The sequence below is a fragment of the Koromonas humicola genome, from assembly GCF_059726255.1.
This window is the reverse complement of the sequence record NZ_AP040873.1, coordinates 913,261-939,333: the sequence shown is the minus strand read 5'-3', so window position 1 is coordinate 939,333 and position 26,073 is coordinate 913,261. Positions and strand designations below refer to the sequence as shown.

The window sequence follows — 26,073 nt, the reverse complement described above, 5'->3', positions numbered from 1 at the left end:
CCGTGACCCGTAAAATTATTCGTCGTGGAATCCTAATTGCCGTGGCGGCAGCTGCGATTGCGATCGTGCTGCCCCCTTTCATCAATGTCAGCCGATACAAAGGCCGCGTCACCGCATCGATGAGCAATGCTCTCGGACGCCCTGTCACCGCCGACTCCATCGAACTGCGGCTATTCCCTCAACCCGGCTTTTTCATGGAAAACGTGGTTGTGGGTGACGATCCGGCCTATAGCGCCGAATCCATCCTGCACGCCGAGGAAGTCACCGCCCAACTGCGCTTGACTTCACTTTGGCGCGGACGCCTTGAAATCGCTCGTCTCAACCTGAACTATCCAAGCCTCAACCTTGTCGAGCGCCAGGACGCAAGTTGGAATCTCGAATCCCTCCTCTGGAAAGCTTCGCGAACCCAAGCCGCTCCTACCACGGCACGATCGCAAGCCCGCACTCGCTTCCCCTACATCGAAGCCACCAATGGACGGATCAACTTCAAGTACGGCCTTGAGAAGAGCGTTTTCTCCTTCACCGATGCCGACTTCAGCCTTTGGAGTCCCGCTGAAAACCAGTGGCGCATGCGTCTCGAAGCCCATCCTGTTCGCACCGATATGCCTGTGACTGACACAGGCACCGTAAAGGCGGAAGCCACCGTGCAGCGAGCCACGTTGTTGCGTGATGCTCCCATGAAGGGCAGTCTTACCTGGGAACGAGTACAACTCGGCAACCTGACCCGCCTCATTTACGGCGAGGATCGAGGCTGGCGCGGCGCACTTGAGACCGACGTCGAGTTCCACGGAAGCCCCGCTGCCCTCCAATTCACTACCGCTGCGAAGCTACAGGATTTCCGCCGCTACGACATTTCCAGCGGCAGCCCTGCCAACCTCAACGCAACCTGCTCCGGCGAACTCAATATCAGTTCTAACCTTCTCCAGAACACCGATTGCCGCCTCCCGCTCGAAGGCGGACTGCTCTCCGTCAAGGGAAGCATGCAGGGACTGCGTTCACCTCATTACGACGTTGGAATTGTCGCCGAGAACCTCCCGGCAAACGCGCTGGTCGATCTTGCGCGTCGTGCCAAGCGCGATCTTCCGGACGACCTCACGGCGAAGGGTTCCGTCTCGGCGTCCTTCCACGCGAAGCGGTTGACCGACGATGTGCCCTCCTCTTGGATCGGCAATATGGTCGTCAATGATCTAGTCGTGCACTCCTCTGTTCTCGGCAAGGACCTTGCTGTAGCCAAGGCAGTGGGGATGGTCAACACCGACCAAGCGATTCAGCCTCAGACTAAGCGCCGAGGGCGCGCCACAGTTCCGGCACAAGCTCCAGTTCGCGCATTGATTGTTCAGAACTTCGACTTGCCCCTCGGAGCTGCGGCTCCGGCAGTTGCGACCGGCACCATTGACGGCGATCACTATGCATTTCACATCAAGGGTGATGCAACACTAGAGCGCCTGCAGCAGTTTGCTCGCGCCACGGGTGTCGGAAGTCCAAAGATCGCTGTTGTGGGACCTGCCACCATCGACATCACAATCGGCGGCCCATGGCTGGCCTCTGTGGCTCCGGAAGTCACCGGCACGGCGCAGATCAAGAATGCACGCGCCGAAGTCCCCGGCCTTTCTGTTCCTGTCGAAATCGCTTCTGCCCACCTTGATCTTGATCGCGATCGCCTGAACCTGCGTAATGCGTCGGCCAACATTGGCAAGATCACTCTTGCGGGTGCCGCGAGCTTCCCACGCATGTGCGATGGATACTCGGCCTGCCAATCGACGTTTGATCTAAGCACTGACGATCTGAACCCCGAGCGCTGGAACGAAGTTCTCAACCCTCGCCTGAAGAAGCGTCCGTGGTATCGCCTCTTTGGTTCCGGTGAAGAAAACAACGTGATGGCCAACCTTCGCTCCACTGGCCACTTCACCGCGCATCGCCTGACCTTGGGCACAACCGCGGGCTCCGCGTTCGAAACTAACGTTAAGGTCGCGAACGGAGTGCTCGAACTTAGCAATACTCGCGCCGACATGTTAGGAGGCATAGTCTCGTCGGATTGGAAGATTGATTTCCGGGGAAACGAGCCGAAGTACGAAAGCAACGGAACCGCCGCACGCATCCAGATCGATAAGCTCGCTCCCATTCTGAAAGCCTCGCTGGGAACAGGTACACTCGCACTTCGATACAACATGTCGATGTCCGGATGGGATTCTGACGCTCTGGCCAAGTCTGCCCGAGCCGACACCGATTTCAACTGGACTGGAGGCACCCTGCGCATTTCTCCCGACGGCCACAGCCCGTTGCGGGTACGTTCAGGGGACGGCAAAGCCGTTCTCGGTAAAGATGGCTGGACCATCTCCAGCAGCGAATGGGCAACGCCAAGCGGCAATTATCGCCTCACCGGCACCGCTTCGCGCGACTTAGCGCTGGCATTGGAGTTTACACAGGAGAACGGTGCCACATGGAAGGTCTCAGGAACGCTGCTGAAGCCGCAACTGAGTACTCCATCGGCTCCGCAGCCCACTCAAGCAAGGCGTAGATGAAACTTCTTCAGTACCGGAGGATGCTGCTGCTCTTGGCCGTGGCATCCTGTCTCACCTTCTCTGTTGCTCAGGTCCAACGGCATCATTCCGTCGCATATCAGAGCGCCGAACGTAAGTTCAACTGGATTGGAAATAACGGTCGCAGTCCGCACCCGAATCCCCGGCCCACCGTACTGACCGCTTTCGAATGCAATGCCTACATCAACGAAGGTGGAGTCCAACTGCCCGATGGCGTCTATAACGTGCGCTTGAGGAGCCAGCCTGCGGTGATCCATGGCGACGCCGACGTAGATTTTGACCGTCTTACTGCGAGCCGAACCCGCAACAATCCCCTTCTCTCGCTCTTTACCGGACGCCACCACGTGCAGGTCGAGGCCCAAGCCTCAGCCGTGAATGGACTCGGCTCCGTGCGTGTTGAATCCGTGGCGTTTGATGGCGTCGAGGTGCCCCGATTCGCTCTCGAATACTTCGTCAACCACTATCTTCGTCCGCGCTTCGGCCGCTCGATCGGCATGGAATCCACGTTCCCCCTGCATAACCGGATCGATTCTGCCATCCTTGGATCGGATCAGGTCACCGTGACCCAGCGCTAACTCACTGCAGGCAAACGGGTTTCATTCCGGCGAGAACTCCTGCTCCTGCCGTGTTAGTATCAAGCTTTCGGGCATATCGCAGACTGATTCTGGCGACCAGCCGGATTGTGTCTGCCGCCCGCCGGTTTGGCCGCGCTGGCCAGCCCATTTCCCACCGGATTCTCCCCAATCCGAAGGGTTCCCCGAGAGAGAAGGATGTCGGCAGAAACAAAGCACCCGATGAACCGCCGCGTACTCAGCGGCATGAGACCGACCGGAAAGCTGCACATTGGCCACTACGTTGGTGCCCTGCAGAACTGGACCCGGCTCCAGAATGACTACGATTGCTTCTTCTTTGTCGCCGACTGGCACGCCCTGACGACTGATTACGCCGACACCTCGCGCGTAAAAGACAACATCCTCGAAATGGCATTTGACTGGCTCGCCGCCGGGCTCGATCCCGAGCATGCGACTATCTTCATCCAGTCCCACGTGCCGCAGCACGCCGAACTGCACCTGCTGCTCTCGATGATGACCCCGCTTGGCTGGCTTGAGCGCGTTCCGACGTACAAGGAGCAGAAGGAGAATCTGAAGGAAAAGGACCTGAACACCTACGGGTTCCTCGGCTATCCCGTCCTGATGACCTCCGACATCCTCATGTACCAGGCTTCCTACGTCCCGGTTGGTGAGGACCAAGTCGCCCACGTCGAGATCACTCGCGAGATTGCGCGTCGCTTCAACCAGTTCTACTGGCTCGATCAGGATCGCAAATTCCCAGCCGACCGCTCGCTTCCGGAAGAGAAGCGCATAGCCGTGTTCCCTGAGCCTCAACCGTTGCTCACCCCGGCCGCGAAGCTTCCGGGCACCGATGGACGCAAGATGTCGAAGTCTTACGGCAACTCCATCCTGCTCAGCGATCCCGAGCCCGACGTTCGCAAGAAGCTCAAGACCATGGTTACAGACCCGGCCCGCATCCGCCGCACTGATCCCGGTTCGCCCGACAAGTGCCCTGTGGGAGACCTGCACAAAATCTTCAGCAGCAAGGAAACATTGGACAAAGTTTATGCGGGTTGCACGACCGCTGGTATTGGCTGCATCGAGTGCAAGGGCTGGGCTGCCGACAATATCGTGCAAATCCTGAACCCGATTCAGGAACGCCGCCACGAATACGAGCAGAACCCGAAGCGCGCATGGGACATCCTCGAAGCTGGCTCAGCGCGTGCCCGCAATGCTGCTAACGAAACGCTGGAGCAGGTGCGCGAGTCGATGAGCATGTCGCTGGCTTACCCGGCATCGGAGAAGATTGGGGTCTAACGGATGAGCGACCAGCCCACCACGCAACCAACTCCCGCCAAGGGAACCGAAGCGGCGAAAGGCAAGCAGGACGCGGCCAAGAACCCGCAACTGCCAGCCGATGCGTTTCCCTTTTCGGTGAGTGTGGGTACCGTTTACGACGGGCCGCTCGATCTGCTTCTTGATCTCATTCGCAAGCAGGATATCGATATTTACGACATCCCCATTGCGAAGATCACGGCGCAATACTTGGGCTACGTGGAGCACATCCGCAATCTCGACATTGATCTGGCCGCCGAGTTCATCTACATGGCCTCGCTGCTCATCCAGATCAAGTCCAAGATGCTGCTTCCAAGGGACCCCGATGCTCCGCCCGAAGAGCAGGATCCTCGTATCGAGTTGGTCAATCGGCTGTTGGAACACGAGCGCTACAAGCAGGCTGCCCAAATGCTCCTGCAGAAACAACAGCTCGAAGAGGCGGTGCTCACCAACCCAGCGCTCAAAGAGTTCCGAAACGCCGAGGGCACAGAACCCGAGCTTGCAGCCGATGTCATCGATCTGGTGAAGACTTTCCAGAGTATTCTGCAACGCGCGAAGAATCGCCCGAGCCTACAGGTCAACGAGGAAGCGGTCACAGTCGGCCAGATGATCGATTACGTCCGGCGGCGACTCATGGTCGAAGATCGCCCCATTCGGCTGAAGCGATTGCTGCGTCACCTGCGGTCGCGTCAGGCGCTGATCTGTTCGTTCCTGGCAATACTGGAAATGATCCGCTTGCAGGCTGTCGTCTGTAGGCAGGATGATGTTTTTGGCGAAGTCGTCCTCAAAAAGTCCACCGGATTTGACCGCCTGGTGGATGAGGGAAGCAGTGCCGTAAAAGACGACTGGCAGTAGATAAGTTCTTTTCCTAACAGGCGAGTCACGATGAGTTTGAAAGCAAAAGTCGAGGCCATCATCTACGCGGCCGAAGAACCAATCACTCTGGAGCAGATGTCTGCACTGTTGAAGGACGCCGTCCTCGCCGACATTGCTGCCGCCAAAGAAGAGGCCGCACTCCAAGCCGAAGCTGCCGTCGCAGAACAAGCCGCTACCAATAGCGAAAGCACCGCGATGCCGGAGCTTTCCAACGGCAATGGGAACGGTAACCACGTCAGCCCCGAACCCGGTCCACTCATGCCTGCGGGCGCCAATGCAGAGGCTCAGACTGCTGCGGAGATTCCTTCCGAGGACGCGCAAGTCACCGCAGAAGCAACATCGGATGAAGCACAGCCTGAAGCAGAAGTTCCAGCAGCCAACTCAGCGGACGAAACTAGCACGACCCTTTCTGCTGCTTCAGAATCATTAACTGACACAGAAACATCCGAGCCTGAGAGCACTAGCACGCCTGTAGAGCAGCCCACAGTTGCACAAGAACAAGCTCCAGAAGCGGAAGAGTCCGTGTCTCCGAGCAGCGATACTGCTTCTCCGGACGCCACTGCTACTGAACAGCCAGCCAGCACTGAGCCTGCCCCAACCGAGGCTGCCCCTGCTGAGCCCGCCCCTGCGGAATCGGCCAGCGTTTCTGCGCCTGAGGGCACATCCCGCAAGCGTGCACCCAAGAAGACCGAGCAGGAAATTGCAGAGGACAAGGCTGTTCGCACTCGGCTTCGCGAGATTCTCGTCGAACTCGTCACCGATTACGCCAGCGAAGACCGCGGAATGGAAGTTCGTCAGGTCGCAGGTGGATTCCGCATGGCCACCAAGCCCGAGCATCATGATGTCGTTCGCGCTTTTGCCAAGAGCCTGAAGCCGCCGATCCGTCTGTCGCTCGCCGCACTTGAAACCTTGGCCGTCGTTGCCTACAAACAGCCGATCACTGGACCGGAAATCTCCGATATTCGTGGCGTCGAATCTGCCGGTGTTCTCGGCACGTTGCTTGACCGCAAGCTGATCACCACTGCCGGACGCAAGCAGGTCATCGGACGCCCGATGCAGTACAAGACCAGCAAAGAGTTCCTTCTGCGCTTCGGCCTCAACGACATTGGCGAATTGCCCAGCATGGAAGAGTTCTCGCAACTTGCCGCCGATGGCATTGAGATCACGTCCGAGTCGAAGGAGAGCATGTCTCTCTTCGAACCGGGCACAAAGCCCGCCGAAGCTGCCAGCACGACTGAATCAGTTCCAGAGAGCAAAGGCGAAGCAGCCGCCACCTCCCCAGAGCCCGAGGCATCAGCAGCGCAGCCTGCCCAGCCCGAGGCTACTCAGACCGAAGCTGAGGAATCAGGTCAGCCCGCGTCTGAAACACCACAGCCTGCGGCGCAAGATACCGTGGCTCCACAAGAAGCATCCTCAGAACCCGACAGCCAGCCCTCGGAAACTGAGCCAAGCAATGCCCCCGAAACCGAGCACCCCATCGGCAGATAGCAATTTCGGGAATCTTCTCAGGGGCCGCCGAGAGCACCCGCAATGGCGAAAGCCATTGGGGGTTCATGCCCCCTGATTTCTTTTACGCGATACTATTGACGATCGCCTGATGGCGAACGGATTGATTGAAAGGCTGTGGGTTCATGGAACCAAAACCGGAAAGATTACAGAAAATATTAGCCGCCGCAGGGCTCGCCTCGCGCCGCAAAGCCGAGGAACTCATTGCTGCCGGAGTCGTCTCCGTGAATGGACACGTTATTACCGAGCCCGGCACTAAGGCGGACCCGCGCCTCGACGAAATCCGTGTCGATGGAAAGCTGCTGCGAGGTCCCGAGCGCCACGTCTATCTCGCGCTCTACAAACCGAAGGGCGTTATGACCACCGTCAGCGATCCCGAAGGCCGACCGACGGTAATGGATCTGCTCAAGGATGTCGAAGAGCGCGTGTTCCCTGTTGGCCGCCTCGACTACATGAGCGAAGGTCTCTTGCTCCTAACCAACGATGGCGACCTCATGGCCGAGCTGACCAAGGCGGGCTCACACGTCGCCAAGACGTACATGGTCAAGGTCAGCGGCAAGCCCACCGAAGAAGAGATCGACCGTCTGCGCGACGGTATTATGCTGCCGCCGGAGCCCGGCTTGACCGGAGTGCGTGGCAAGAAGCAGCCCGGCGTTGAGCGTCGCTCGTTCGCTGTTCGCACCCAGCCCGCCGTCATCCAGCTTGCCGTTGATCAGGAAAACCCGTGGTACGAGGTGACTCTGACCGAAGGCCGCAACCGCCAGATCCGCCGCATGTTCGAGCAGATCGGCTATCACATCGAAAAAATCAAGCGCATACGTTACGGCTCGCTCACACTGGATCTTGAGTCCGGCGAATTCCGCCACCTCACGCCCAAAGAGGTGAACCAGTTACGCAAGTCGCTCGAAACACAGTTCAAGCCCAAGCCCCTCAAGGCCAAGCGAAAGGACGACCGCCCCGAGCACAAGCCTCGCATTGACGCTGCGCGTTTCGTGAAGGGACGTCGCGGCAATCCTAGTGCCGAAGCCACTGCCCCTGCATCTGGCGCTGCATTCCGCACAACTCGTCCCAGCACCGAGCGCCCACCTCGCAGAGATTTCGCAAGGAATACGGGCGAGCGCACCGGATTCAGCCGCCCCCGTGGTCCCGAGTTCGACCGCGAAGAGCGCCGAGACAGCGGCTTCGCCGCAAAACGCCCGTATCAGCGCCAGTCCTCAGATTTCGATTCCAGGCGCACAGCAGACTCCGCAGACCGGCCCAAGCGGCCATTCGGTCGCAAGCCGGAAGGGGATTTCGACCGCAAGCCCGGTAGTTTCAGCCGCAGACCTTCAGGAGACTTCGCCAGCCGCGAAGGCGGTTACCAGAAGCGAGAAGGCGGCTTTGCAAAGCGCCAAGAAGGTGGATTTGCGAAGCGTGAAGGCGGATTTGCGAAGCGTGAAGGCGGGTTTGCGAAACGCGAAGACGGCTTCACGCGCCAAGGGGGTTCGGAGGAACGTCCGGAAAGGCGCGGCGCTTCCGGAGGGAGCAAATTCGGGTTCACGCGCTTTACCAAACCCAAGTTTGTTAAGCCCAGCAAGCATCGCGACCTCGGCAGTGATAATACCCACGACTTCGAAGAGCGCAAGCCTTATGGCGACCGCCCATATTCGAAAGAGCGCGGCGGTTTCGACAAGAAACCGGGTGGATTCACCCGCGACCGCAAATACTCTCGTGGTCCAGGCAAGCCTGGCCCCGCACGTGGCGAAGGCGATTTCGAGCGCGGAAGTGGCGATTTCAAACGTCGTAGCGGAAGCGATTTCAAGCGATCGGGAACCGGAGACTTCAAAGGCAGCGGCGGAAATTTCAAACGCAGTGGCAGTAGCGATTTCAAGCGCTCTGGCAGCGGTGACTTCAAACGCAGCAGCGGCAGCGGAGATTTCAAGCGAGGCGGCGGTAGTGATTTCAAGCGCAGTGGTGGCGGTGATTTCAAACGCTCTGGCGCTGGAGATTTCAAGCGTGGCGGCCGCCCCAGTTCAGGTGGTCCGCGCCGCCCCTCAGGGCCATCTCGCGGAGGAAGTAATCGTCGTGGCCCCTCTGGTCCACCTCGACGCCGTCCCGAATAGGCTGCTTGCTTAAAAGCTGGTCTGCGCCCCGTCAATAGGCGGGGCGCTTCAACGTTGCAACAAGGTGTACCCAACTTATCCAACCAGTTCTAGAATGTTCGGTGCAATTCAACGAGGCCACTCATGGGTAAATTTGCGGAATTAGTGCCGGAGCGTGTGCGTGCTCTGGCCGCCTATGTACCTGGGAAGCCGATTCAGCAGGCAGAAGCCGAATCAGGCGTGAAGATGATCAAACTCGGATCGAACGAGAATCCTTTCGGTCCTTCTCCGCTCGCCATTACTGCGATGCAGGCCGCATCTCGCTCGGTCAATCTGTATCCGGACAACGACATGGTGGCGCTTCGCGAACGCCTTGCTGAGCGCCATGGCCTTTCTTCCAACCAGCTTATCGTCACGGCGGGCTCGACCAATCTGCTCGACATCACCGCTCGCACGCTGCTTGCTCCGGGACTCAACGCCATCACCAGTGAGCGCTCGTTCATCGTCTATCCCATCGTTACGCGCTCCGCTGGCGCTGAGCTACGACAGGTGCCGACTCGCAACGACGGATACGACCTCGACGCCATTTATGACGCCATCGATTCCAACACACGGCTCATTTTCATCGCCAATCCCAACAACCCGACCGGCACGATGATCCCTGCCGCCGAAATGGATCGCTTCCTCGACCGGCTCCCTGACCATGTTGTGGTGGCGCTCGACGAAGCCTATTTCGAGTACGCCGACTGGCTCGCCCGCGAACGCGGCGTTGAGTACACGCACTCGCTCGACTACGTTCGGCAGGAGCGCAATGTAATCGTTCTACGCACGTTCTCCAAGGCCTACGGGCTTGCGGCCGCACGTGTTGGATACGGCATGGGGCCTGCCGAACTCATTAGCTACATTGCCCGTCTCAAGACGGCATTTATCGTGAACGGCGTCGGCGACGCCGGAGCCCTCGCTGCGCTCGATGACCGCGAGCACTACGAAAAATCGATGCGCAACAACTCCGCGCAACTTGCATGGCTCACGCGTGAGCTTCGCGAAATGGGTTACAAGCCTATCGAGAGCTGGGGAAATTTCATCTACGTCGAAACCGGCGAAGATGCTTCAGCCCTCGGACGCCGCCTGCAAATGGAGGGCATCATCATCCGTCCTCTCACCGGAGGCTGGGGTGCGCGCACCGCGATTCGCATCACCATCGGCTCTCCCGAAGAGAATCGCCATTTCATTCAAGCCTTGAAGAACGTCACCAAGGGCGCTCAAGTCCGCTAATAACAAAGGCCACCGCAGCAGGTGGCCTTTTGTTTTCTCCCGTTGTCTTGCTGCTTATGCCGTGAGCAAGCGTGCTCCTGTGGCTGTCACCATCACCGTGTTCTCGTAATGCGCAGCGAGCGAATGATCGCGCGTCCGGATCGTCCAGCCGTCCCTCATCGTCACCGACCTCGAAGTTCCCATGGCAATGATTGGCTCAATCGTGAACACCAGTCCTTCCGTAAGGACGTCATCACAGTGCCGATCAAACTCATTGGGGATACATGGCTCCTCATGAATTGTGCGTCCAATGCCATGTCCCGCGAGCTCGCGAACAACGCAGTAACCAGCGCCTTCCACTACCTTTTGAATAGCTCTGCCGATGTCGTAAGCCCTCGCTCCGGGACGCACCTGTGCCAAGCCTGCAGCGAATGCGCGACGTGCGCAATCCACGAACTCTCTCTCAACCTTCGATACTTCGCCCACTATCACTGTCTCGCAGGCATCTCCCATGAATCCGCCCACTTCCACCGTAACGTCGAGCTTCACCAGGTCGCCATGCGCAAGCTTCCTGTTCCCGGGAATTCCATGCACAATCTCATCGTTGACGCTAATGCAGCTCTGTCCCGGGAAGCCGTACACCGACTTGGGCCCCGACTTGCCACCCAACCGCCGCATCACAGCTTCGCCAACCTTATCCAACTCGCGAGTGCTGATCCCTGGTCTCACCGCCGCCTTCATTGCATCCAACACGGCCCGTGTAACTTTGCCGGCCAGCTCCATTGCTGCCAGTTCTTCAGCAGTTTCGATCGACATCTGCACTCCTCCCAATCTCCATTCTACGCGTTGGAAACCAACGCCAGCCTCGCCGCGCCGTACAGTCCGCCATCTCCACCCAGCATCGCTCGCGTTATCACGGTAGTTCTCTGTCGCCCGCTACGTCCCTTTCCATCTTCCCCTGTAGTCAGGTCGAAGATGTACGACCGCCGTCGCACCTCCTGAAACATCGCAGGGGCGAACGCATCCCAACCGCTCGACACGCCACCGCCGATCACGAACAGTTGAATGTTCATCGCATTGATCATGCTCGCAATTGCCAATCCCAGCGCTCTCCCAACGCGCTCGAACACGCTTCTGGCCACCGTGTCACCGGCCATTGCAAACTCGTAAACCATGCGCGAGTTGAAATCCTTCTCCGAGAGTGACTGCAACCGCGTTGCCGCTCCTCCTCTCATTGCCTCGCGCGACATCCGCATCACTGCTGTTGCCGAAGCATACTGCTCAACACACCCATGACTTCCGCACTGGCACGGATGCCCTTCCGGCTCAACATTGCAATGTCCAAGTTCGGCCGCCATGCCGTTCCACCCGCGCCATAACTTGCCGTTCAGAATCAACCCGCCGCCCACGCCCGTGCCCAGCGTGTACATGCACAGGCTTTCCGCGTTTCGTCCGGCGCCCAGCCACTGCTCGCCCAATGCTGCGACGTTGGCATCGTTCTCCAGGATCACCGAGGTTCCAAGCCGCCGTTCGATATCGCCCTTGACATCGAAATTCTCCCAGCCCGGCAGGTTCGGAGACTTCACAACCTGGCTCGTCTCCATATCGATCAGCCCCGGCACCCCAACTCCAATGCCGCGCAGTTCCGCTTCGCCCTTGTACTTCGCCCGCATTTCCTCCACTGCACGCGTCAACTCCGTGACTACATGCTCGCGGCCTCGCGATACCTCCGTCCCGAGAGTTGTTTTCGAGAGCAGATGGCCGCCCTCGTCCACTGCGGCAATTCTCAGGTTCGTTCCACCCAGGTCAACTCCAATTGCATAGGAGGGCATATCCGGCAGGGTCCTTTCGATCTATCTGACAGGGTGCCCCAGGTTCGCGCCCTTTCTTTGGGCGTTAACCTGGGAGACGCAACGCTTCGCGCACAACCACCTACTTCTGGCAGTGCGGACAGTAATGGCTGCTGCGTCCCGCCACCACTACTCGTTTGATGCTTGTGCCGCAAACGAGGCAGGGCTCGCCCATGCGCTGGTAAACCCTGTGCTGCAACTGGAACCACCCATTGTCTCCGCTGGCATCGACGTAGTCCGAAACCGACGATCCTCCGGCAGTGATCGCCTCGGCCAGCACTTCCTGTATTGCGTCGTATAGCCGCAACAGGTCGGCCCTCGTCAGCGAAGCCGCTCTTCGCCTCGGCCTTATCCCTGCTCGAAACAAACTTTCATCCGCGTAGATGTTCCCTATCCCCGACAGCAGAGATTGGTTCAACAGTGCGCTTTTGATCGGCGTCTTGCGCCCTCTGAACATCTGCCCAAACTTCTCGCGGTCCGCCGCGATCGGCTCCGAACCCGCTGCTGCAAACTGCTTCCCTTCCAGCACCTGCAGCTTTCCAAATCTTCGCGGATCGACGAAGCGCAACTCGCGGCCCGACCTCAAGGTGGCGATGAGATGTGTGTGCTTTGCAATCTCCGCGTCCGGATCGCACACTAGGCAGCGTCCGGTCATTCCCAAATGAATCACCCACTGCGCCGGGCCCTTCTTCGACTCCAAATCGCCGACCAGATGCTTGCCAACCCTGCGGAATGCCACGATTTCCGCGCCTGTGAGCACACGTGCGATCTCCGTCGCCGGAGACTTCAACAGGTTCGACTTATCGCCAATCCAAACCTCTTCGATCCGATCTCCCGCTACGGCCTTTTGCAGGCCGCGCGCAATTGTTTCCACCTCGGGCAGTTCAGGCATGGCGCAAGTGTAACGCAAGATCCCGAGGCCGCTAGGTTCGGAATAGCCCGTCCTCCCAGGAGTACAATTCAAGGCCTACAGAAAGCGAGTCGATTATGGCCGATCACTTCCTGCTCACGCACATTGGCGGTCCCACCGCATTAATCGAATTCGGCGGCATCCGCTTCCTCACCGATCCGACCTTTGATCCTGCACCTGACGAGTACCCATCTGGCCCAGCTACCCTTCGAAAGCTCACCGGGCCAGCCCTCACCCCGTCGAGCATCGGTCCTGTTGATTGCGTACTGCTCAGCCACGACCACCACTTCGACAATCTCGACCGCGCTGGCCGTGAGTTTCTCAGTTCCGCAAAAGTTGTACTCACCACTGATGCTGGTGCCACGCGACTTGGCGGCAATAGTATTGGCCTAAAGTCTTGGCAGACCTACGATCTGCCTGCCCAGAACGGCACGAGTGTCCGTGTCCTGGCCACACCCGCCCGTCACGGCCCGGCAAACATGGATCGAGGTCCGGTGATCGGGTTTGCCGTCTCGGCCGCAGACTCGCCGGATCACGGGTCCTACTTCTCCGGCGACACCGTCTGGTTCGAAGGCGTAGCTGAAGTGGCATCACGTTTTCCTGCAAAGGCTGCGATTCTCAATCTTGGAGCTGCGCGGGTTACCGAAGTTGGCCCCTTTCACCTGACAATGACTGCCACGGAGGCCGTAGAAGCCGCACGCGCATTCCCCAAAGCCAGCATCATCCCGTTGCATTTCGAAGGCTGGCAGCACTTTTCAGAAGGCCGCGAGCAGATTGCACGCGAATTTGCTGCTGCCGACATGACCGATCGACTGCGCTGGCCGGAGCTTGGCCGTCCCATTCAGATAGAGATTTAACGCGTCTTCATGGGTGACTGGTCGAATGGTGTCGCGACGCCGTTTTGCGATGGGGTGCGAATACGGTAGAATTTCTCGTACACAGCCTGGTCAGGAATCCTTCCGGCTCTCCGCCTGAGACTCTCAAAACGAACGCCTGTGTGCGCATTTCCGCAGCATCGTCTGCGTGTGTTTGGAGACAAGAGTGAGCAAAGCTAAAACCGCGGTCGTTCTCGGAGCCCAATGGGGCGATGAGGGCAAGGGAAAGATTGTCGATGTGCTTTCGGACAACTTCGATGTTGTCGCCCGTTATGCTGGCGGACACAACGCGGGACATACCGTCACCATCTCCGGCAAGAAATTCGTACTCCAGCTGATTCCGTGCGGCATTCTCCGCCAGGAATCCCAGGCCGTGATTGGCAATGGCGTTGTCCTCGATCCATTCGCGCTCATGAAGGAAGTCAACTCCTTGCGTAGCGCTGGCCTTCAGGTCCAGGGTCCCGGAGACAACGGTTCCTCTCCCAATCTGTTCATCAGCAACCGAGCCCACGTTATTCTGCCTTATCACCGCATGATTGAACTCGGTGCGGAAAACGCTCCCGGACGCGTCAAGATCGGTACCACCTCGCGCGGCATTGGACCCACCTACGAAGACAAGATGGCCCGCCGCGGTCTGCGCGTCGCCGACCTGCTCGACAAGGAACTGCTGAAAAAGCACATCGATAACGCGTGCCAGGAAAAAAACACCATCGCTCACGCCTTATTCAACGGCGAAGCAATCGATCCCGAAGAAATGTACGAGCAGTACGCGAAAATCTCCGACGAGATTGCGCCTTTTGTCGCCGACACTGCTCTGCTGCTCAATAAGTCAATTGCCTCCGGCAAGAGCCTGATGTTCGAAGGCGCGCAGGGCACGATGCTCGACATCGACCATGGCACGTACCCATTCGTAACCTCGTCCTCGGCGACTTCCGGCGGAGCCTCCATCGGCACAGGTGTACCGCCGACCTCGATCTCTACCGTCATCGGCGTAACCAAGGCATACTGCACCCGCGTAGGTGAAGGCCCGTTCCCCTCTGAAATTGAAGGCGAACTTGGCGAAGTCGTTCGCAAGAAGGGCAACGAATACGGAGCCGTTACAGGACGCCCACGTCGTTGCGGATGGGTCGATCTGCCGCTGCTGCGCTACTCCAACATGATCAACGGCACCGAATGGCTCGTGGTTACCAAGCTCGATGTGCTCGATGAACTCGCGGAAATTCCTGTCGTGGTCGGATACAAGATCGATGGCAAGGAAACCGAAGAGATCCCGGCGCAGGATTCCGGCTATCGCAAAATCGAGCCGATCATCCACAGCCTCCCCGGTTGGCAGGTGAACACCTTCGGCACCACCGAGCACGATAAGCTGCCGAAGAAAGCGCAGGACTACCTCCGCTTCATCCAGAAGGAATCCAACGCAAAGATTGGCATGGTCTCGACCGGCCCCGACCGCGATCAGACAATCTTCGTCGATGAATTCTCTGCAATGCTAAAGAAGTAACTGCATCGAAACGAGCGTAAGGGAGATTCGATGATCGTCCTGATCGTTCACATGACGGCGAAACCTGACAAGGTGGAGGAGTTCAAGGAACTCCTCCGCACCTTGACTCAGGAAACCCGCAAAGAGCCCGGATGCCTGCAATACATTGCGCATCAATCCACTGACAATCCTCTGAACTTCGCCTTTTACGAGCAGTACGTTGACGAAGCCGCACTCGAAGCGCATCGCAATTCACCGCATTTCGCACGCTACGTGAAAGGCGGAATCGACAACCTGCTCGACTCTCGCACTCGCGAACTCTTTGTGCCCGTAATCTAGTTCACAGGTGGCCCACCCAACGTTCTGTTCGTTTTTGGCGTAGTTGCTTCACTTCAGGCCAGTACACAGTTCTGCTGCTCGCGAAATTAACATTCATGGCAGTTCTACCGTTTCCCGCCATGCTAGACTTTTTCGCCTGAAAGGGGATCACGAGGATGGACAAGAACCGCCCGACCATCATTCCTTCACTCACAGTAAAGAATTCTGACGCGGCCGTCGCCTTCTATCAGAAGGTGTTCGGCGCGCGGCAGGAACGTCCCATCATGCGCGGCAAGAACGGCAGCGTCATGCACGCCGAACTCATCATTGGCGACATGAAAATCTTCGTTAACGACGAGTTTCCCGAGATGGGAGCTCGCTCACCCGAGCACTACGGCGGAACTTCCGTAGTGCTACAGCTCACCGTCGACAACGCCGACAAGACGCACGATTTAGCTGTCGCCGCTGGCGCAACCTCCAAGATGCCTCCCTCCGACGCCTTCTGGGGAGACCGCTACGCCTACATCATCGACCCATTCGGGCACGGCTGGGGACTCAGCACTCCGCAGGAAACCCTCACTCCCGAACAGATCGAAGAGCGTGTGAAGGAGATGGTCGGCAACTAGATTTCTGAGATGCTCCCCACGCTCTGCCTGCCTCTGGCTAGCGTGGGGTTCCATCCGCCACACGTCCGCTCAAAATGAAATTGTCTTGACGGCGAGCGTATCGCCTTTCACATCGCCGTCCACATTCACTCTCAGGTGGTCCTTCTTGTTTGAGGCCTTCAGCAAATTCAGAGCCTCGTCATTCCCTTTCTTGTCGAATTTCAGAAAACGTCCATCACTTGTCTGAATCCCATAGCCGGACCGTGCACATTGCAGCGCACAGTCGCGTGTATGAGCATCTGGATTTGCTTTCACCTGCGCAGCACAGGAACTGTCCACCAGCGGAACGTTCGTCCATGTCTCGGCATGCGCTGCGACACTCGACAGCACTAGAGCCGTCATGAGAAGTATCTTCATCACCTTCCTCCACCTCAGAAGTGTTTATGCAACGGCGCGAACCTTCGGCCTATGTGTTTCTTCCGCCGAATGCGCCACCGCAGCCTGCTCTCGAACCTCGGTCAACTTCGCCAGAGCGAACGCACCCAGCGAGATTTCGATATCCCGCACGGCGATGTCGAAAAATGCTCCCTGGCTCACCAGATTCACGGCAATTGAGATGAGCCACGCCATTACTAGGTAGGCTGCATATCGCGTGAACCGGGTCAGTACCAGCACTCCCGCAACGATCTCCACGACTCCGACGACGTGCATGAATGTGGTCGCGGACACATGCAGGAGTCGCGGCACCAGCGGATTCAGATACATCTCCCAATTCGCTAGCAGGTTGAAGTACTTGTCGAGCCCTGCGAGGATCGGCCCCAGCCCCAAACCAATTCGCAGCACCCACCACGTGTTGTTCAATCGAGAATCAAATCCCATACCTTCCCTCCAGCGCATAGAGTGTGGCCTTCGCAATTTGGTTACAGCGCTCGAATAAGTTCCGCCAACCGCATTTCTGTCGCTGATGAGAGTAACCGTGTAACCTTTTGCCTTCTGGTGGACTCTATAACTGCGAGGCGACAATGAGCAGCGTCCCCAATGTGACTGCAACAGTGCAACAAGCATGGTCCGATGAGCAGGTGATCGGCGCAGTATTGGCAGGAACGCCGGCACTCTACGAAATCTTGGTCCGGCGCTATAACCAGAGGGTCTATCGTCTGGTGCGTTCCATTCTGCACGACGACAGCGAGGCAGAAGACGTCATGCAGGAAGCATACCTGCGTGCCTACAAGAATCTGGCGACCTTCGAGCGCCGCTCCAGTTTTTCCACCTGGCTATCGCGCATCGCCATCAACGAAGCACTCGCACGCATACGCGAAGGCAAGCACGTGGAGAACGTGGATTTCGATAACTCGCCGGAGATGGACATCCCGCCTAGTACGTCGTCGAGCCCCGAGGAGGAGGCGTCTTTGCACGAGACTCGCACTCTGATCGAGCAAGGAATACTCGCACTGCCGCAAACTTACCGAACCATGCTTGTCATGCGCGATGTGGAGGACATGAGCACCACCGAAGCCGCCGATGCGCTCGGTGTTTCGGAGACCGTCGTCAAAGTTCGGTTGCATCGCGCCCGCGCCCTGCTCCGGAAAGAACTCTATGCCCGCGCTGGCGCAACCAGCAGCATGGCATTTCAATTCTTCGCGCCTCGTTGCGATCGTGTCACCAGTAACGTCATGCGACAAGTCGTCATCGCGTAGCTTGCAGCACCGGCCACGCGTGCGTGTAACATGGAGGTCGCAATGCGATCTCTTGACCTGTCATCTCAATCCTTCCGTCAGCTGGCCCACGACCTTAGCGATTTCGCAGCCGACTACCTCGACAAGCTCCCACAGCTACCGTCGTATCCTGCTGGTATTAACGGAAAAGACACCGAACGCCTCTTCAGCAGCGAGATTCCATGGGATGGGGTCGGTCGCGCGGCGTTCGATTCACTACCCGCTATCTTCGAGAATTCGCGGCCTGCTTCTCCCCGATTCTTCGGTTACGTTTTCGGCTCAGGCGAACCCATCTCGGCGCTCGGTGATTTTGCCGCAACCGTTCTGCACCAGAACGCCACCGCCTGGCGTTCCGCTCCATCGCTCGTCACTCTTGAGCGCACGGTTGTTCGCTGGCTTGCAAAAGCCATTGGATGCGAAGGCTTCAGCGGAAGCCTCACTCTCGGTGGATCCTCTGCCAACCTCATGGGATTGTGCATGGCCCGCGAAGCCAAGGCTCCTGCGAATGATACTGGAGTTCGCGGTGGTGTCATCTACTGCTCGACCGAAGCCCACATGTCAATTGCAAAGGCAGCCGCTCTGCTCGGACTCGGCCACAGTTCCGTCAGCCTCATTCCGGTCGATGGCGCATTCCGCATGCAATGCGATAAGTTGCGCGAACAGATCACTCAAGACCTGCGCGAAGGCAAGCTTCCAATCGCCGTGGTCGCCAGCGCCGGAACCACTGCCACCGGCAGCATCGACCCGTTGCAGGCCATCGCCGAAGTCTGCAGAGAATTCGGTCTCTGGATGCACGTGGATGGCGCTTATGGTGCCTTCGCCGCGCTCGCCATTCCGGATGCTTTCCGCGGCATTGAATGCGCCGACTCGCTCTCGCTCGATCCTCACAAATGGCTTTACCAACCCGCTGGCTGCGGATGCCTGCTCTATCGCGATCCCGCGGCGGCCCAGCGCGCATTCTCCCACTCTGGAGACTACGCACGCTCGCTCACCAATGATCCTGTCGAGGGCTTCTGCTTTTTCGAAGAATCTATCGAACTGTCGCGACCTGCCCGCGCCCTCGAACTTTGGCTTTCTTTGCAATATCACGGTCTGCGCGCGTTCCAGGAATCCATTCGTGAAGACCTGCACCTCGCGCACGTCCTGGCCGACGCCATCCACAGTGAATCACAACTCGAATTGCTTGCTCCCGTTGCGCTCAGCGCCGTCTGCTTCCGCTACGTCGGTGAACCCGGCGACCTCGATCGCTTGAACCGCGCAATTCTCGACAAAGTAGTGAGACGCGGCCAGGTGTATATGTCGAACGCAACCATCCATGGAAAGTTTGCACTGCGGGCTTGCGTTGTGAATCACAGAACGACAGAAGAAGACGTGCTGCTGGTTGTCAGCGAAGTGCTTGCTGCTGCGAAAGAAATCCTCGCCTAAAAGAAAGTCCCACATCCTAGTCGGTGTGGGACTCTTCTTTTGCCTGAAAACCAGAACAACTACTTCGCCAGTTCGTATCCGGAGAAGAAGAAGCTCAGCTCAAAGCGCGCCGTATCCTCGGCATCCGAGCCGTGAACAGCATTCTTCTCGATGCTCTCGGCGTGCTTCTTGCGAATCGTTCCCGGCTCAGCGTTTGCCGGATTCGTTGCGCCCATCAGCTTGCGCCAATCGGCAATCGCGTTTGCCTTTTCCAATGCCAGCACGACTACCGGCCCCGAAGTCATAAAGGCAGCCAGCGAATCGAAGAACGGCTTACCTACGTGAACCGCGTAGAACGCGGCGGCCTGAGCCTTCTTGAGGTGGAGCATCTTCATCCCGATAATGCGGAATCCGGCTCCTTCGATGCTGGCGATGATGTCGCCGGCTGCGCCCTTGGCTACTGCATCGGGCTTCACGATGGCAAGTGTACGTTGCAAGGTGTCCATATTTATCCCTGAATTGTCCCTGACAGATTCTTATCGTTACGGTGCGGGCGGCTGCCACACTAGCCAGCCGCACACCGCCCATAACAGCTTAACAGTTTCGTCTTAGCGTTTCGCCCCCAGCGCTTCCACAAGGGTCTCACCCAGCAGCGCCGGAGTCTTCACAATGTGCACCCCCGCAGCCTTCAGGGCCTTGAATTTCTCTTCCGCCGTGCCCTTTCCGCCGCTGATGATGGCTCCCGCATGTCCCATTCTGCGTCCCGGAGGCGCCGTCTGACCGGCGATGAAGCTCACCACAGGCTTCTTCACATGAGCCTTGATGTACTCCGCCGCAGTCTCTTCCGCAGTACCGCCAATTTCGCCGATCATGATGATCGACTCGGTCTCCGGATCCTCATTGAACAGCGCCAGCGCATCGACGAAATTCGTGCCGATGATCGGATCGCCGCCAATTCCAATCGCCGTTGACTGCCCCATTCCGAGTTGCGAAATCTGGTGCACCGCCTCATACGTCAGCGTGCCTGAGCGCGAGACGATGCCCACGTTTCCCGGACGGTGAATATTTCCGGGCATAATGCCAATCTTGCATTTTCCCGGCGAAATGATGCCCGGGCAGTTCGGCCCGATCAGCCGCGACTTCTTGTCCTGCATGTAGCGCCACACCGTCACCATGTCGCGCGCCGGAATACCTTCCGTTATGCAGACAATCAGCGGAATCTCAGCATCAACCGCTTCCAGAATCGCGTCAGCCGCGAACGGAGGCGGCACAAAGATCACCGTGGCATTGGCTCCGGTTTCGCGCACCGCGTCCTGCACGGTATCAAATACGGGCCAGCCTTCATGCTTGGTTCCGCCCTTTCCCGGAGTCACTCCGCCTACAACCTTGGTTCCATAATCGGAGCACGCCTTGGCGTGGAACGTGCCTTCGCGGCCGGTGAGGCCCTGAACGATCAATCTCGTGTTCTGATCCACAAGTATGCTCATTGCTTACCTCCCCGCCGCCGCGGCAACAACCTTCTCCGCCGCGTCCTTCATGGTATTTGCCACAATGAAATTGAATCCGCTCGCCTGCAGAATTTCGCGCCCCTTATCGACGTTCGTCCCCTCAAGGCGCAACACAATCGGCAGTTGGATGTTCGTCTTTCGTGCGGCCTCAACTACGCCATTGGCCAGCGTATCCACCCTCAGAATGCCGCCGAAAATGTTGATCAGCACGGCCTTCACATTCTTGTCTGCCAGCAGGATTTCGAACGCGTGCGTCACCTGCTCTGCGTTCGCTCCGCCGCCCACGTCCAGAAAGTTTGCAGGCTCGCCACCAGCAAACTTGATGATGTCCATCGTCGCCATCGCCAATCCGGCGCCGTTCACCATGCAGCCCACAGTGCCGTCCAGCTTGATGTAATTCAGGTTGTACTTGCTTGCTTCGACTTCCAGCGGGTCCTCTTCGCTGATGTCGCGCAGTTCCTTGATGTCCGCGTGGCGATAGAGCGCGTTGTCGTCGATGTTCACCTTGGCATCAAGCGCAAACACTCGCCCATCGGTGGTCGTGATGAATGGATTGATCTCAAACAGCGAGGCGTCCGTCTCTTCGTAAGCCTTGTAGAGCGCCATCATGAACTTCGTCGCGGGCGCAATCAGTTCCGGCTTCAGGCCTAGTTTGAATGCCACCTTGCGCGCCTGGAAAGCCCTGAACCCAAGCGCTGGATCGATATACTCCTTCACGATCGCATCCGGATCCTTCGCTGCGACTTCCTCAATCTCCATGCCGCCCGCCTTCGAAGCCATAAACACTGGACGCGAAACGGCGCGATCGAGCACAATTCCCAAATACAGTTCGCTTGCAATCGGCAACGTCTCCTCGATCAGCAGGCGGTTCACTTTCTTTCCCTCGGGCCCTGTCTGGTGCGTCACCAACTGCATGCCCAGGATCTGTCCTGCGAGTTCACTGGCTTGCTCGTAAGTCTTTGCCAGCTTCACGCCGCCGCCTTTGCCCCGGCCGCCTGCGTGAATCTGCGCTTTCACCACGATTCCCGTTGCTCCGGCGCTCAACAGGTCCTTGGCCGCACGCTCTGCTGCTTCACGCGACTCCACCATCTCGCCCCGAGGAACCGCCACCCCATATTTCGCGAGGATTGCTTTTGCCTGATACTCGTGAATTTTCATAGTTGAATTCTCATACGTGGATTCTTACTAAGGACGGCACGAGCCTTCGCTCGCATTTGCAGACCGACGCACCCCAACGCACATCCGCCTGCGGATTTGTTGCGATGGAAAACAGCCGACGTTTTAAGGTCGGCAGGAATAGAACTCGTGATTATATTCGGCGCGTTCGCAAAGACAAAGCCGATTACGGTCTTCTCCAGCGTCAAATCTCACTTCTGAACGTGATAACGGTCACAGGCGATATTGGTTCAGAGTTGTAGGATAATGAAATTGAAAACGATTTTCATTTTCGTACAGCAAGTGATCGCCGGAGTCGCCTTTATGTATCGTCGCCCGAAGTCCTCGGCAATACGCATTACCCTCTCTCTAGCCTTATTCATTCTACTTTCCGCGCTGTTCACCTTCGCCTCGAGCGAGAGCGCGTCCACGCTTCGCGGCCAGGTGTCCGATCCTTCCGGCGCCGTTGTTCCCGGAGTTAAAGTTCACGCACGCAATCTCACCACTGGCGCAGTCGTCGAAGTCACTACAGGCTCTGAAGGCATCTACTCGATTCCCCTTCCCCCAGGTCGCTACGACATCGATTTCAGCGAAGTGGGATTTCAGCAGGCAAGTCGCCGCGCAATTGACACGGCCTCGGGCGCCGATGTCACGCTCGACATCCAATTGCAGCTCGAAACCCAAACGGAGTCGATGAGTGTCACCGTAGAAATGCCGACGCTCGACACCACGAACACTCAGATTGGCGAGACCATCACGGCCGAAAAGATGACGGCCGTCCCGCTCAACGGACGCAGCTTTACCGACCTGCTAGCTCTCCAGCCCGGCGTAATCCCCGCCAGTTCCGCGCAGCCCAACGCTGTCGTCATGTCCGGATGCACCGCTACACCGCCCTCTGGCGACCTCAATCCCGGTAATCTTTCTGTCAGCGGACAACGTGAAACCAGCAATGGCTTTGCTGTGAACGGCTCGGCTGTCGAAGAGGACTTCAACAACGGCACCGCCGTTGTCCCTAATCTCGACTCCATCCAGGACTTCAAGGTCATCACCAGCAACTTCGACGCTGAATACGGAAATTTCAGCGGCGGACAAGTCCTCGTCACCACGAAATCCGGCAGCAATCAACTCCACGGCAGCGCCTTCGAATTCCTTCGCAATACCGCGCTCGACGCCCGCAACTACTTCGCAACTGACCGTGCCAGCTACGAGCGCAATCAATATGGCGGCACCCTCGGCGGCCCCATTCGCAAAAACAAGGCGTACTTCTTCGTTGACTACCAGGGCACCACGATGACTCAGGGGCAGGAAACCGGAAATATCTCCATCCCTAGCGACGCCGCACGCTCCGGCAACCTCGCCGATCTCTCCAGCCAGCTCACCGGAACCGTCAGCACAACCTACTGGGCCAATCAGCTTTCGGCCAAGCTCGGACAAAACGTAACCGCCGGAATGCCCTACTACACCGCCGGATGTACCGACACCTCGCAGTGCGTTTTCCCGAACGCGAAGATCCCCACGTCAGTCTGGTCCTCTCCTGCCTCAAAGCTGCTGGCCTACATCCCACGAGCCAACGTTGCCTCAAACCTCTTCTCCAACTCCGCGCAGAACGAAACTCTTGGCGACAACAAGGCTGCCGCTCGTTTTGACGTAAATACCCGACTTGGCAATCTCTCGGCCTACTACTTCTTTGACCAGTACACGCTCGACAATCCCTACCCCGCCGCACAAGGCGGAGCGAACGTCCCGGGCTTCAACGCCGTCTCCAACGGCCGCGCCCAACTCATCAGCCTTGGACTCACGCGCACTTTTGGCGCGAACACCGTCAATGAAGCGCGCTTCAGTTACATGCGCGACTACAACGTAATCGGCAAGCCCGCCGGAGGCGTCGGCCCCTCGCTCGCCTCGCAAGGTTTCAAAGAGTGCTCCGGCACCGACTACAACTGCCTCGGAATCGTTCCTCTCAACAAGAGCACTGAAGGCATCGAAAACGTAGCTTTCAACGACTTCACCATTGGCGTCGATGTCACCGGGGAGCGACAGGTCAACAACACCTTCCAGTGGAGCGATAATCTCTCGCGAGTCATTGGCAACCACACCCTGAAGCTCGGAGCCAGCCTCCACCTCGATCAGGTGAACATCGATTCCAACTCCATCAACAACGGATCGTTCGTCTTCAACGGCACCGAAACCGGATCCGATTTCGCCGATTTCCTGCTCGGCGTAGCCAGCACCTACGAACAAGGCGATGCCAGCCCGTTCTATATTCGCAACAAATACATCGGAGCCTTTGCGCAGGATAGCTGGAAAGTCCGCCCCAACCTCACGCTCAACTACGGCCTCCGCTGGGATGTCCTTCCCCCCTGGCACGAGAAGTACAACCAGCTTCAGACATTCGTTCTCGGACAGCAGTCAATCGTCTATCCCGGCGCGCCCAAGGGAATGGTCTTCCCCGGCGATCCCGGCGTTCCCTCCACCCTCGCACCCACGAAGTGGGATAACTTCTCGCCGCGCTTCGGCTTCACCTACTCACCCACCTTCCGCGATCCCGTTCTCGAAAAGATCTTCGGCCCCTCCGGTAAGAGCAGCATCAAAGGTGGCTTCGGAGTCTTCTACTCGGCGTTCGAAGGCCTCTCCGCCGGAATCATGAGTGCCTGCGCTCCCTACGGCTACGATTACGACAGCACCAGCGGACACCCAAAATTCGACGAGCCATTTGTTTCCGCCATGACCGGACTCAGCAACGGACAGCCCTATCCGTCGCCAATCCCAACTTTCGGTGCATCCGCCTCACACCCCAACAACACTGTGGACTGGTCGAAATACAACCCCATCACCGGCGACCCCGCTTTCTACTACCGCAACACTTCTCCTTATACCGAGAGCTACAATCTCTCCATCGAACGCGAACTTGCGCATAACACGGTCCTCAAACTCGCCTACGTAGGCTCGCAGGCTCACCACCTTCTGGTCCTCACCTCCGCCAATCCCGGCAACGCCGCGCTCTGCCTCAGCGTGAGCCAGCAGAACCAGGTTGCTCCCGGCACGGCTACCTGCGGACAGTTCTCCGAAGGCGGCACCTTCACCCGCGCCGACGGTTCCACCGTTCAGGTCCGTGGCCCATTTAGCTCCGATTTCGACGGAATCACCTACCAGAAGACGGTTGGCTTCTCCAACTACAACTCGTTCGAAGCTACACTTCGCCACAACAGCAAGACGCTCGATCTGATGGCGGGCTACACCTACGGCAAGTCGCTTGATTCCTCATCGAGCCTCTCCGAGCCCGTGTATCCGATGGGTGCTGCAATGAGCAAAGCCATCTCCGCCTTCGACCTTCGCCACAACTTCGTGGCCAGCTATCGCTACGCACTTCCCTTCGCTCGCCTCACCGGCAAGCAAAACCGCTGGACCAACGGATGGTCTATCTCCGGAATCACTCGCTTTGCCTCCGGCTTGCCCGTCACGCTCTACAACAACACCGACAGTTCCCTGCTCGGATCCATGCCCAACGGCATCAACAACAACGGAGTGGATACCCCCTACTACACCCCCGGAAACCTCGCCATCAACCGCGACCCGCGCCACACCGTAGCAGGAGTCCGACAGGCCGCCTTCAACACGTCGCTGTTCTCTGTGCCGGAACTTGGCACACTCGGAAACGCTCCACGCCGCTTCTTCTACGGCCCCGGACTCGAGAACTTCGACGCCTCCTTGCAGAAGGAAATCGCCATCACCGAAAGCAAAATGATTCAACTCCGCATGGAGGCTTTCAACGTCTTCAACCACGCACAGTTCTTCGGAGCAGCCGCAGTCAACGGCAACATCAGCAGCATCGGCTTCGGACAAATCGTCAATGCCATGCCGCCACGCCAAATCCAGCTCGCTGCCAAATTCACCTTCTAACCTTCACCTCTCACCAGGGTGCCCCGTCCTAGCTCGCTAGGGCGGGGATTTTTTATGGCCCGCCGCTTATCCGTCTCGAGCGTCATCCTGAGCGAAGCGAAGGATCCCTTCCTCGGCTCAAATCTCCAACGGCGATTCCAGGTCACCTACCCAGGTTCCTCCCGGGCTCCTGTTCGGCAGAGATCAGTGTCGTGCTGCGATTTCACGCCA

General features: G+C 58.1%; 22 protein-coding genes. 14 read left to right on the top strand and 8 right to left on the bottom strand.

Annotated elements, in window-relative coordinates; genetic code table 11:
• Nucleotides 1-2: 2 nt before the first annotated feature.
• From AC6IZD_RS04140 to hisC, 7 genes are all read left to right on the top strand, one after another.
• On the top strand, nt 3-2,522 hold the full coding sequence (locus AC6IZD_RS04140) for an AsmA family protein (protein ID WP_497786419.1): 2,520 nt from the start codon (nt 3-5) through the stop codon (nt 2,520-2,522).
• A complete protein-coding gene (locus AC6IZD_RS04135; RefSeq protein ID WP_497786418.1) occupies nt 2,519-3,115 on the top strand; it encodes a hypothetical protein in 597 nt (198 codons plus the stop codon). Before AC6IZD_RS04140 ends, AC6IZD_RS04135 begins: the two co-directional genes overlap by 4 nt.
• 195 nt (nt 3,116-3,310) lie before the next feature.
• Entirely contained in the window at nt 3,311-4,408 is a 1,098-nt protein-coding gene (gene trpS / locus AC6IZD_RS04130) for a tryptophan--tRNA ligase (protein ID WP_497786417.1), read from the top strand.
• Nucleotides 4,409-4,411: 3 nt separating this feature from the next.
• Nucleotides 4,412-5,281 carry a segregation and condensation protein A gene (locus tag AC6IZD_RS04125; RefSeq protein WP_497786416.1) on the top strand — a complete coding sequence of 290 codons (870 nt, stop codon included), beginning with the start codon at nt 4,412-4,414 and terminating at the stop codon, nt 5,279-5,281.
• Nucleotides 5,282-5,311: 30 nt separating this feature from the next.
• Nucleotides 5,312-6,790, top strand: a complete 1,479-nt coding sequence (scpB, locus tag AC6IZD_RS04120; protein WP_497786415.1) for an SMC-Scp complex subunit ScpB — start codon at nt 5,312-5,314, stop codon at nt 6,788-6,790.
• A 143-nt stretch (nt 6,791-6,933) separates the two neighbouring features.
• Nucleotides 6,934-8,910 carry a pseudouridine synthase gene (locus AC6IZD_RS04115; protein WP_497786414.1) on the top strand — a complete coding sequence of 659 codons (1,977 nt, stop codon included), beginning with the start codon at nt 6,934-6,936 and terminating at the stop codon, nt 8,908-8,910.
• A gap of 123 nt (nt 8,911-9,033) precedes the next feature.
• The gene (gene hisC, locus AC6IZD_RS04110; RefSeq protein WP_497786413.1) at nt 9,034-10,164 is read left to right on the top strand and encodes a histidinol-phosphate transaminase; all 1,131 of its coding nucleotides are present in this window, start codon (nt 9,034-9,036) and stop codon (nt 10,162-10,164) included.
• Nucleotides 10,165-10,218: 54 nt separating this feature from the next.
• Here hisC and map read toward each other — a convergent pair whose 3' ends face one another.
• From map to mutM, 3 genes are all read right to left on the bottom strand, one after another.
• Nucleotides 10,219-10,959 carry a type I methionyl aminopeptidase gene (map, locus tag AC6IZD_RS04105; protein WP_497786412.1) on the bottom strand — a complete coding sequence of 247 codons (741 nt, stop codon included), beginning with the start codon at nt 10,957-10,959 and terminating at the stop codon, nt 10,219-10,221.
• 23 nt (nt 10,960-10,982) lie between these two features.
• Complete coding sequence (locus AC6IZD_RS04100) at nt 10,983-11,975, bottom strand: ROK family protein (RefSeq protein WP_497786411.1); 993 nt, start codon at nt 11,973-11,975, stop codon at nt 10,983-10,985.
• 100 nt (nt 11,976-12,075) lie between these two features.
• Nucleotides 12,076-12,885 carry a bifunctional DNA-formamidopyrimidine glycosylase/DNA-(apurinic or apyrimidinic site) lyase gene (mutM, locus tag AC6IZD_RS04095; protein ID WP_497786410.1) on the bottom strand — a complete coding sequence of 270 codons (810 nt, stop codon included), beginning with the start codon at nt 12,883-12,885 and terminating at the stop codon, nt 12,076-12,078.
• Between the two features lie 95 nt (nt 12,886-12,980).
• Between mutM and AC6IZD_RS04090 the strand changes: the two genes are divergently transcribed.
• From AC6IZD_RS04090 to AC6IZD_RS04075, 4 genes are all read left to right on the top strand, one after another.
• Nucleotides 12,981-13,760 carry an MBL fold metallo-hydrolase gene (locus AC6IZD_RS04090; protein WP_497786409.1) on the top strand — a complete coding sequence of 260 codons (780 nt, stop codon included), beginning with the start codon at nt 12,981-12,983 and terminating at the stop codon, nt 13,758-13,760.
• A 184-nt stretch (nt 13,761-13,944) separates the two neighbouring features.
• Nucleotides 13,945-15,279, top strand: a complete 1,335-nt coding sequence (locus AC6IZD_RS04085; RefSeq protein ID WP_497786408.1) for an adenylosuccinate synthase — start codon at nt 13,945-13,947, stop codon at nt 15,277-15,279.
• Nucleotides 15,280-15,309: 30 nt separating this feature from the next.
• A complete protein-coding gene (locus AC6IZD_RS04080; protein ID WP_497786407.1) occupies nt 15,310-15,597 on the top strand; it encodes a putative quinol monooxygenase in 288 nt (95 codons plus the stop codon).
• Nucleotides 15,598-15,752: 155 nt separating this feature from the next.
• Nucleotides 15,753-16,202, top strand: coding sequence for a VOC family protein (locus AC6IZD_RS04075; protein ID WP_497786406.1), 450 nt, complete (start codon nt 15,753-15,755; stop codon nt 16,200-16,202).
• Between the two features lie 69 nt (nt 16,203-16,271).
• On the opposite strand, the gene AC6IZD_RS04070 is transcribed toward AC6IZD_RS04075, so the two are convergent.
• Together AC6IZD_RS04070 and AC6IZD_RS04065 are read right to left on the bottom strand one after the other, a co-directional pair.
• Nucleotides 16,272-16,598 (bottom strand): hypothetical protein, encoded by a 327-nt coding sequence (locus AC6IZD_RS04070; RefSeq protein WP_497786405.1) that lies wholly within the window; start codon nt 16,596-16,598, stop codon nt 16,272-16,274.
• A gap of 24 nt (nt 16,599-16,622) precedes the next feature.
• The gene (locus tag AC6IZD_RS04065; RefSeq protein ID WP_497786404.1) at nt 16,623-17,060 is read right to left on the bottom strand and encodes a DoxX family membrane protein; all 438 of its coding nucleotides are present in this window, start codon (nt 17,058-17,060) and stop codon (nt 16,623-16,625) included.
• A gap of 143 nt (nt 17,061-17,203) precedes the next feature.
• On the opposite strand from AC6IZD_RS04065, the gene AC6IZD_RS04060 reads away from it, so the two are divergent.
• Nucleotides 17,204-17,878, top strand: a complete 675-nt coding sequence (locus AC6IZD_RS04060) for an RNA polymerase sigma factor (RefSeq protein ID WP_497786403.1) — start codon at nt 17,204-17,206, stop codon at nt 17,876-17,878.
• A gap of 42 nt (nt 17,879-17,920) precedes the next feature.
• Entirely contained in the window at nt 17,921-19,321 is a 1,401-nt protein-coding gene (locus AC6IZD_RS04055) for a pyridoxal phosphate-dependent decarboxylase family protein (RefSeq protein WP_497786402.1), read from the top strand.
• Between the two features lie 59 nt (nt 19,322-19,380).
• On the opposite strand, the gene ndk is transcribed toward AC6IZD_RS04055, so the two are convergent.
• The 3 genes from ndk to sucC form a co-directional block, all read right to left on the bottom strand.
• Entirely contained in the window at nt 19,381-19,806 is a 426-nt protein-coding gene (ndk, locus tag AC6IZD_RS04050; RefSeq protein ID WP_497786401.1) for a nucleoside-diphosphate kinase, read from the bottom strand.
• A gap of 102 nt (nt 19,807-19,908) precedes the next feature.
• A complete protein-coding gene (gene sucD, locus AC6IZD_RS04045) occupies nt 19,909-20,787 on the bottom strand; it encodes a succinate--CoA ligase subunit alpha (RefSeq protein WP_497786400.1) in 879 nt (292 codons plus the stop codon).
• 3 nt (nt 20,788-20,790) lie between these two features.
• Entirely contained in the window at nt 20,791-21,966 is a 1,176-nt protein-coding gene (sucC, locus tag AC6IZD_RS04040; protein WP_497786399.1) for an ADP-forming succinate--CoA ligase subunit beta, read from the bottom strand.
• A gap of 270 nt (nt 21,967-22,236) precedes the next feature.
• Here sucC and AC6IZD_RS04035 point away from each other — a divergent pair, with 270 nt between their 5' ends.
• Entirely contained in the window at nt 22,237-25,863 is a 3,627-nt protein-coding gene (locus tag AC6IZD_RS04035; RefSeq protein ID WP_497786398.1) for a TonB-dependent receptor domain-containing protein, read from the top strand.
• The last annotated feature ends 210 nt before the right edge of the window (nt 25,864-26,073 follow it).

Bases quoted from the DNA above. Each gene is read 5' to 3' on its own strand.
- AC6IZD_RS04065 (WP_497786404.1), bottom strand. From the start codon at position 17,060: ATGGGATTTGATTCTCGATTGAACAACACGTGGTGGGTGCTGCGAATT.
- AC6IZD_RS04055 (WP_497786402.1), top strand. From the start codon at position 17,921: ATGCGATCTCTTGACCTGTCATCTCAATCCTTCCGTCAGCTGGCCCAC.
- sucD (WP_497786400.1), bottom strand. From the start codon at position 20,787: ATGAGCATACTTGTGGATCAGAACACGAGATTGATCGTTCAGGGCCTC.
- ndk (WP_497786401.1), bottom strand. From the start codon at position 19,806: ATGGACACCTTGCAACGTACACTTGCCATCGTGAAGCCCGATGCAGTA.
- AC6IZD_RS04080 (WP_497786407.1), top strand. From the start codon at position 15,310: ATGATCGTCCTGATCGTTCACATGACGGCGAAACCTGACAAGGTGGAG.
- hisC (WP_497786413.1), top strand. From the start codon at position 9,034: ATGGGTAAATTTGCGGAATTAGTGCCGGAGCGTGTGCGTGCTCTGGCC.
- trpS (WP_497786417.1), top strand. From the start codon at position 3,311: ATGTCGGCAGAAACAAAGCACCCGATGAACCGCCGCGTACTCAGCGGC.
- AC6IZD_RS04125 (WP_497786416.1), top strand. From the start codon at position 4,412: ATGAGCGACCAGCCCACCACGCAACCAACTCCCGCCAAGGGAACCGAA.
- AC6IZD_RS04075 (WP_497786406.1), top strand. From the start codon at position 15,753: ATGGACAAGAACCGCCCGACCATCATTCCTTCACTCACAGTAAAGAAT.
- sucC (WP_497786399.1), bottom strand. From the start codon at position 21,966: ATGAAAATTCACGAGTATCAGGCAAAAGCAATCCTCGCGAAATATGGG.
- scpB (WP_497786415.1), top strand. From the start codon at position 5,312: ATGAGTTTGAAAGCAAAAGTCGAGGCCATCATCTACGCGGCCGAAGAA.
- AC6IZD_RS04060 (WP_497786403.1), top strand. From the start codon at position 17,204: ATGAGCAGCGTCCCCAATGTGACTGCAACAGTGCAACAAGCATGGTCC.
- AC6IZD_RS04135 (WP_497786418.1), top strand. From the start codon at position 2,519: ATGAAACTTCTTCAGTACCGGAGGATGCTGCTGCTCTTGGCCGTGGCA.
- mutM (WP_497786410.1), bottom strand. From the start codon at position 12,885: ATGCCTGAACTGCCCGAGGTGGAAACAATTGCGCGCGGCCTGCAAAAG.
- AC6IZD_RS04115 (WP_497786414.1), top strand. From the start codon at position 6,934: ATGGAACCAAAACCGGAAAGATTACAGAAAATATTAGCCGCCGCAGGG.
- map (WP_497786412.1), bottom strand. From the start codon at position 10,959: ATGTCGATCGAAACTGCTGAAGAACTGGCAGCAATGGAGCTGGCCGGC.
- AC6IZD_RS04090 (WP_497786409.1), top strand. From the start codon at position 12,981: ATGGCCGATCACTTCCTGCTCACGCACATTGGCGGTCCCACCGCATTA.
- AC6IZD_RS04070 (WP_497786405.1), bottom strand. From the start codon at position 16,598: ATGAAGATACTTCTCATGACGGCTCTAGTGCTGTCGAGTGTCGCAGCG.
- AC6IZD_RS04100 (WP_497786411.1), bottom strand. From the start codon at position 11,975: ATGCCCTCCTATGCAATTGGAGTTGACCTGGGTGGAACGAACCTGAGA.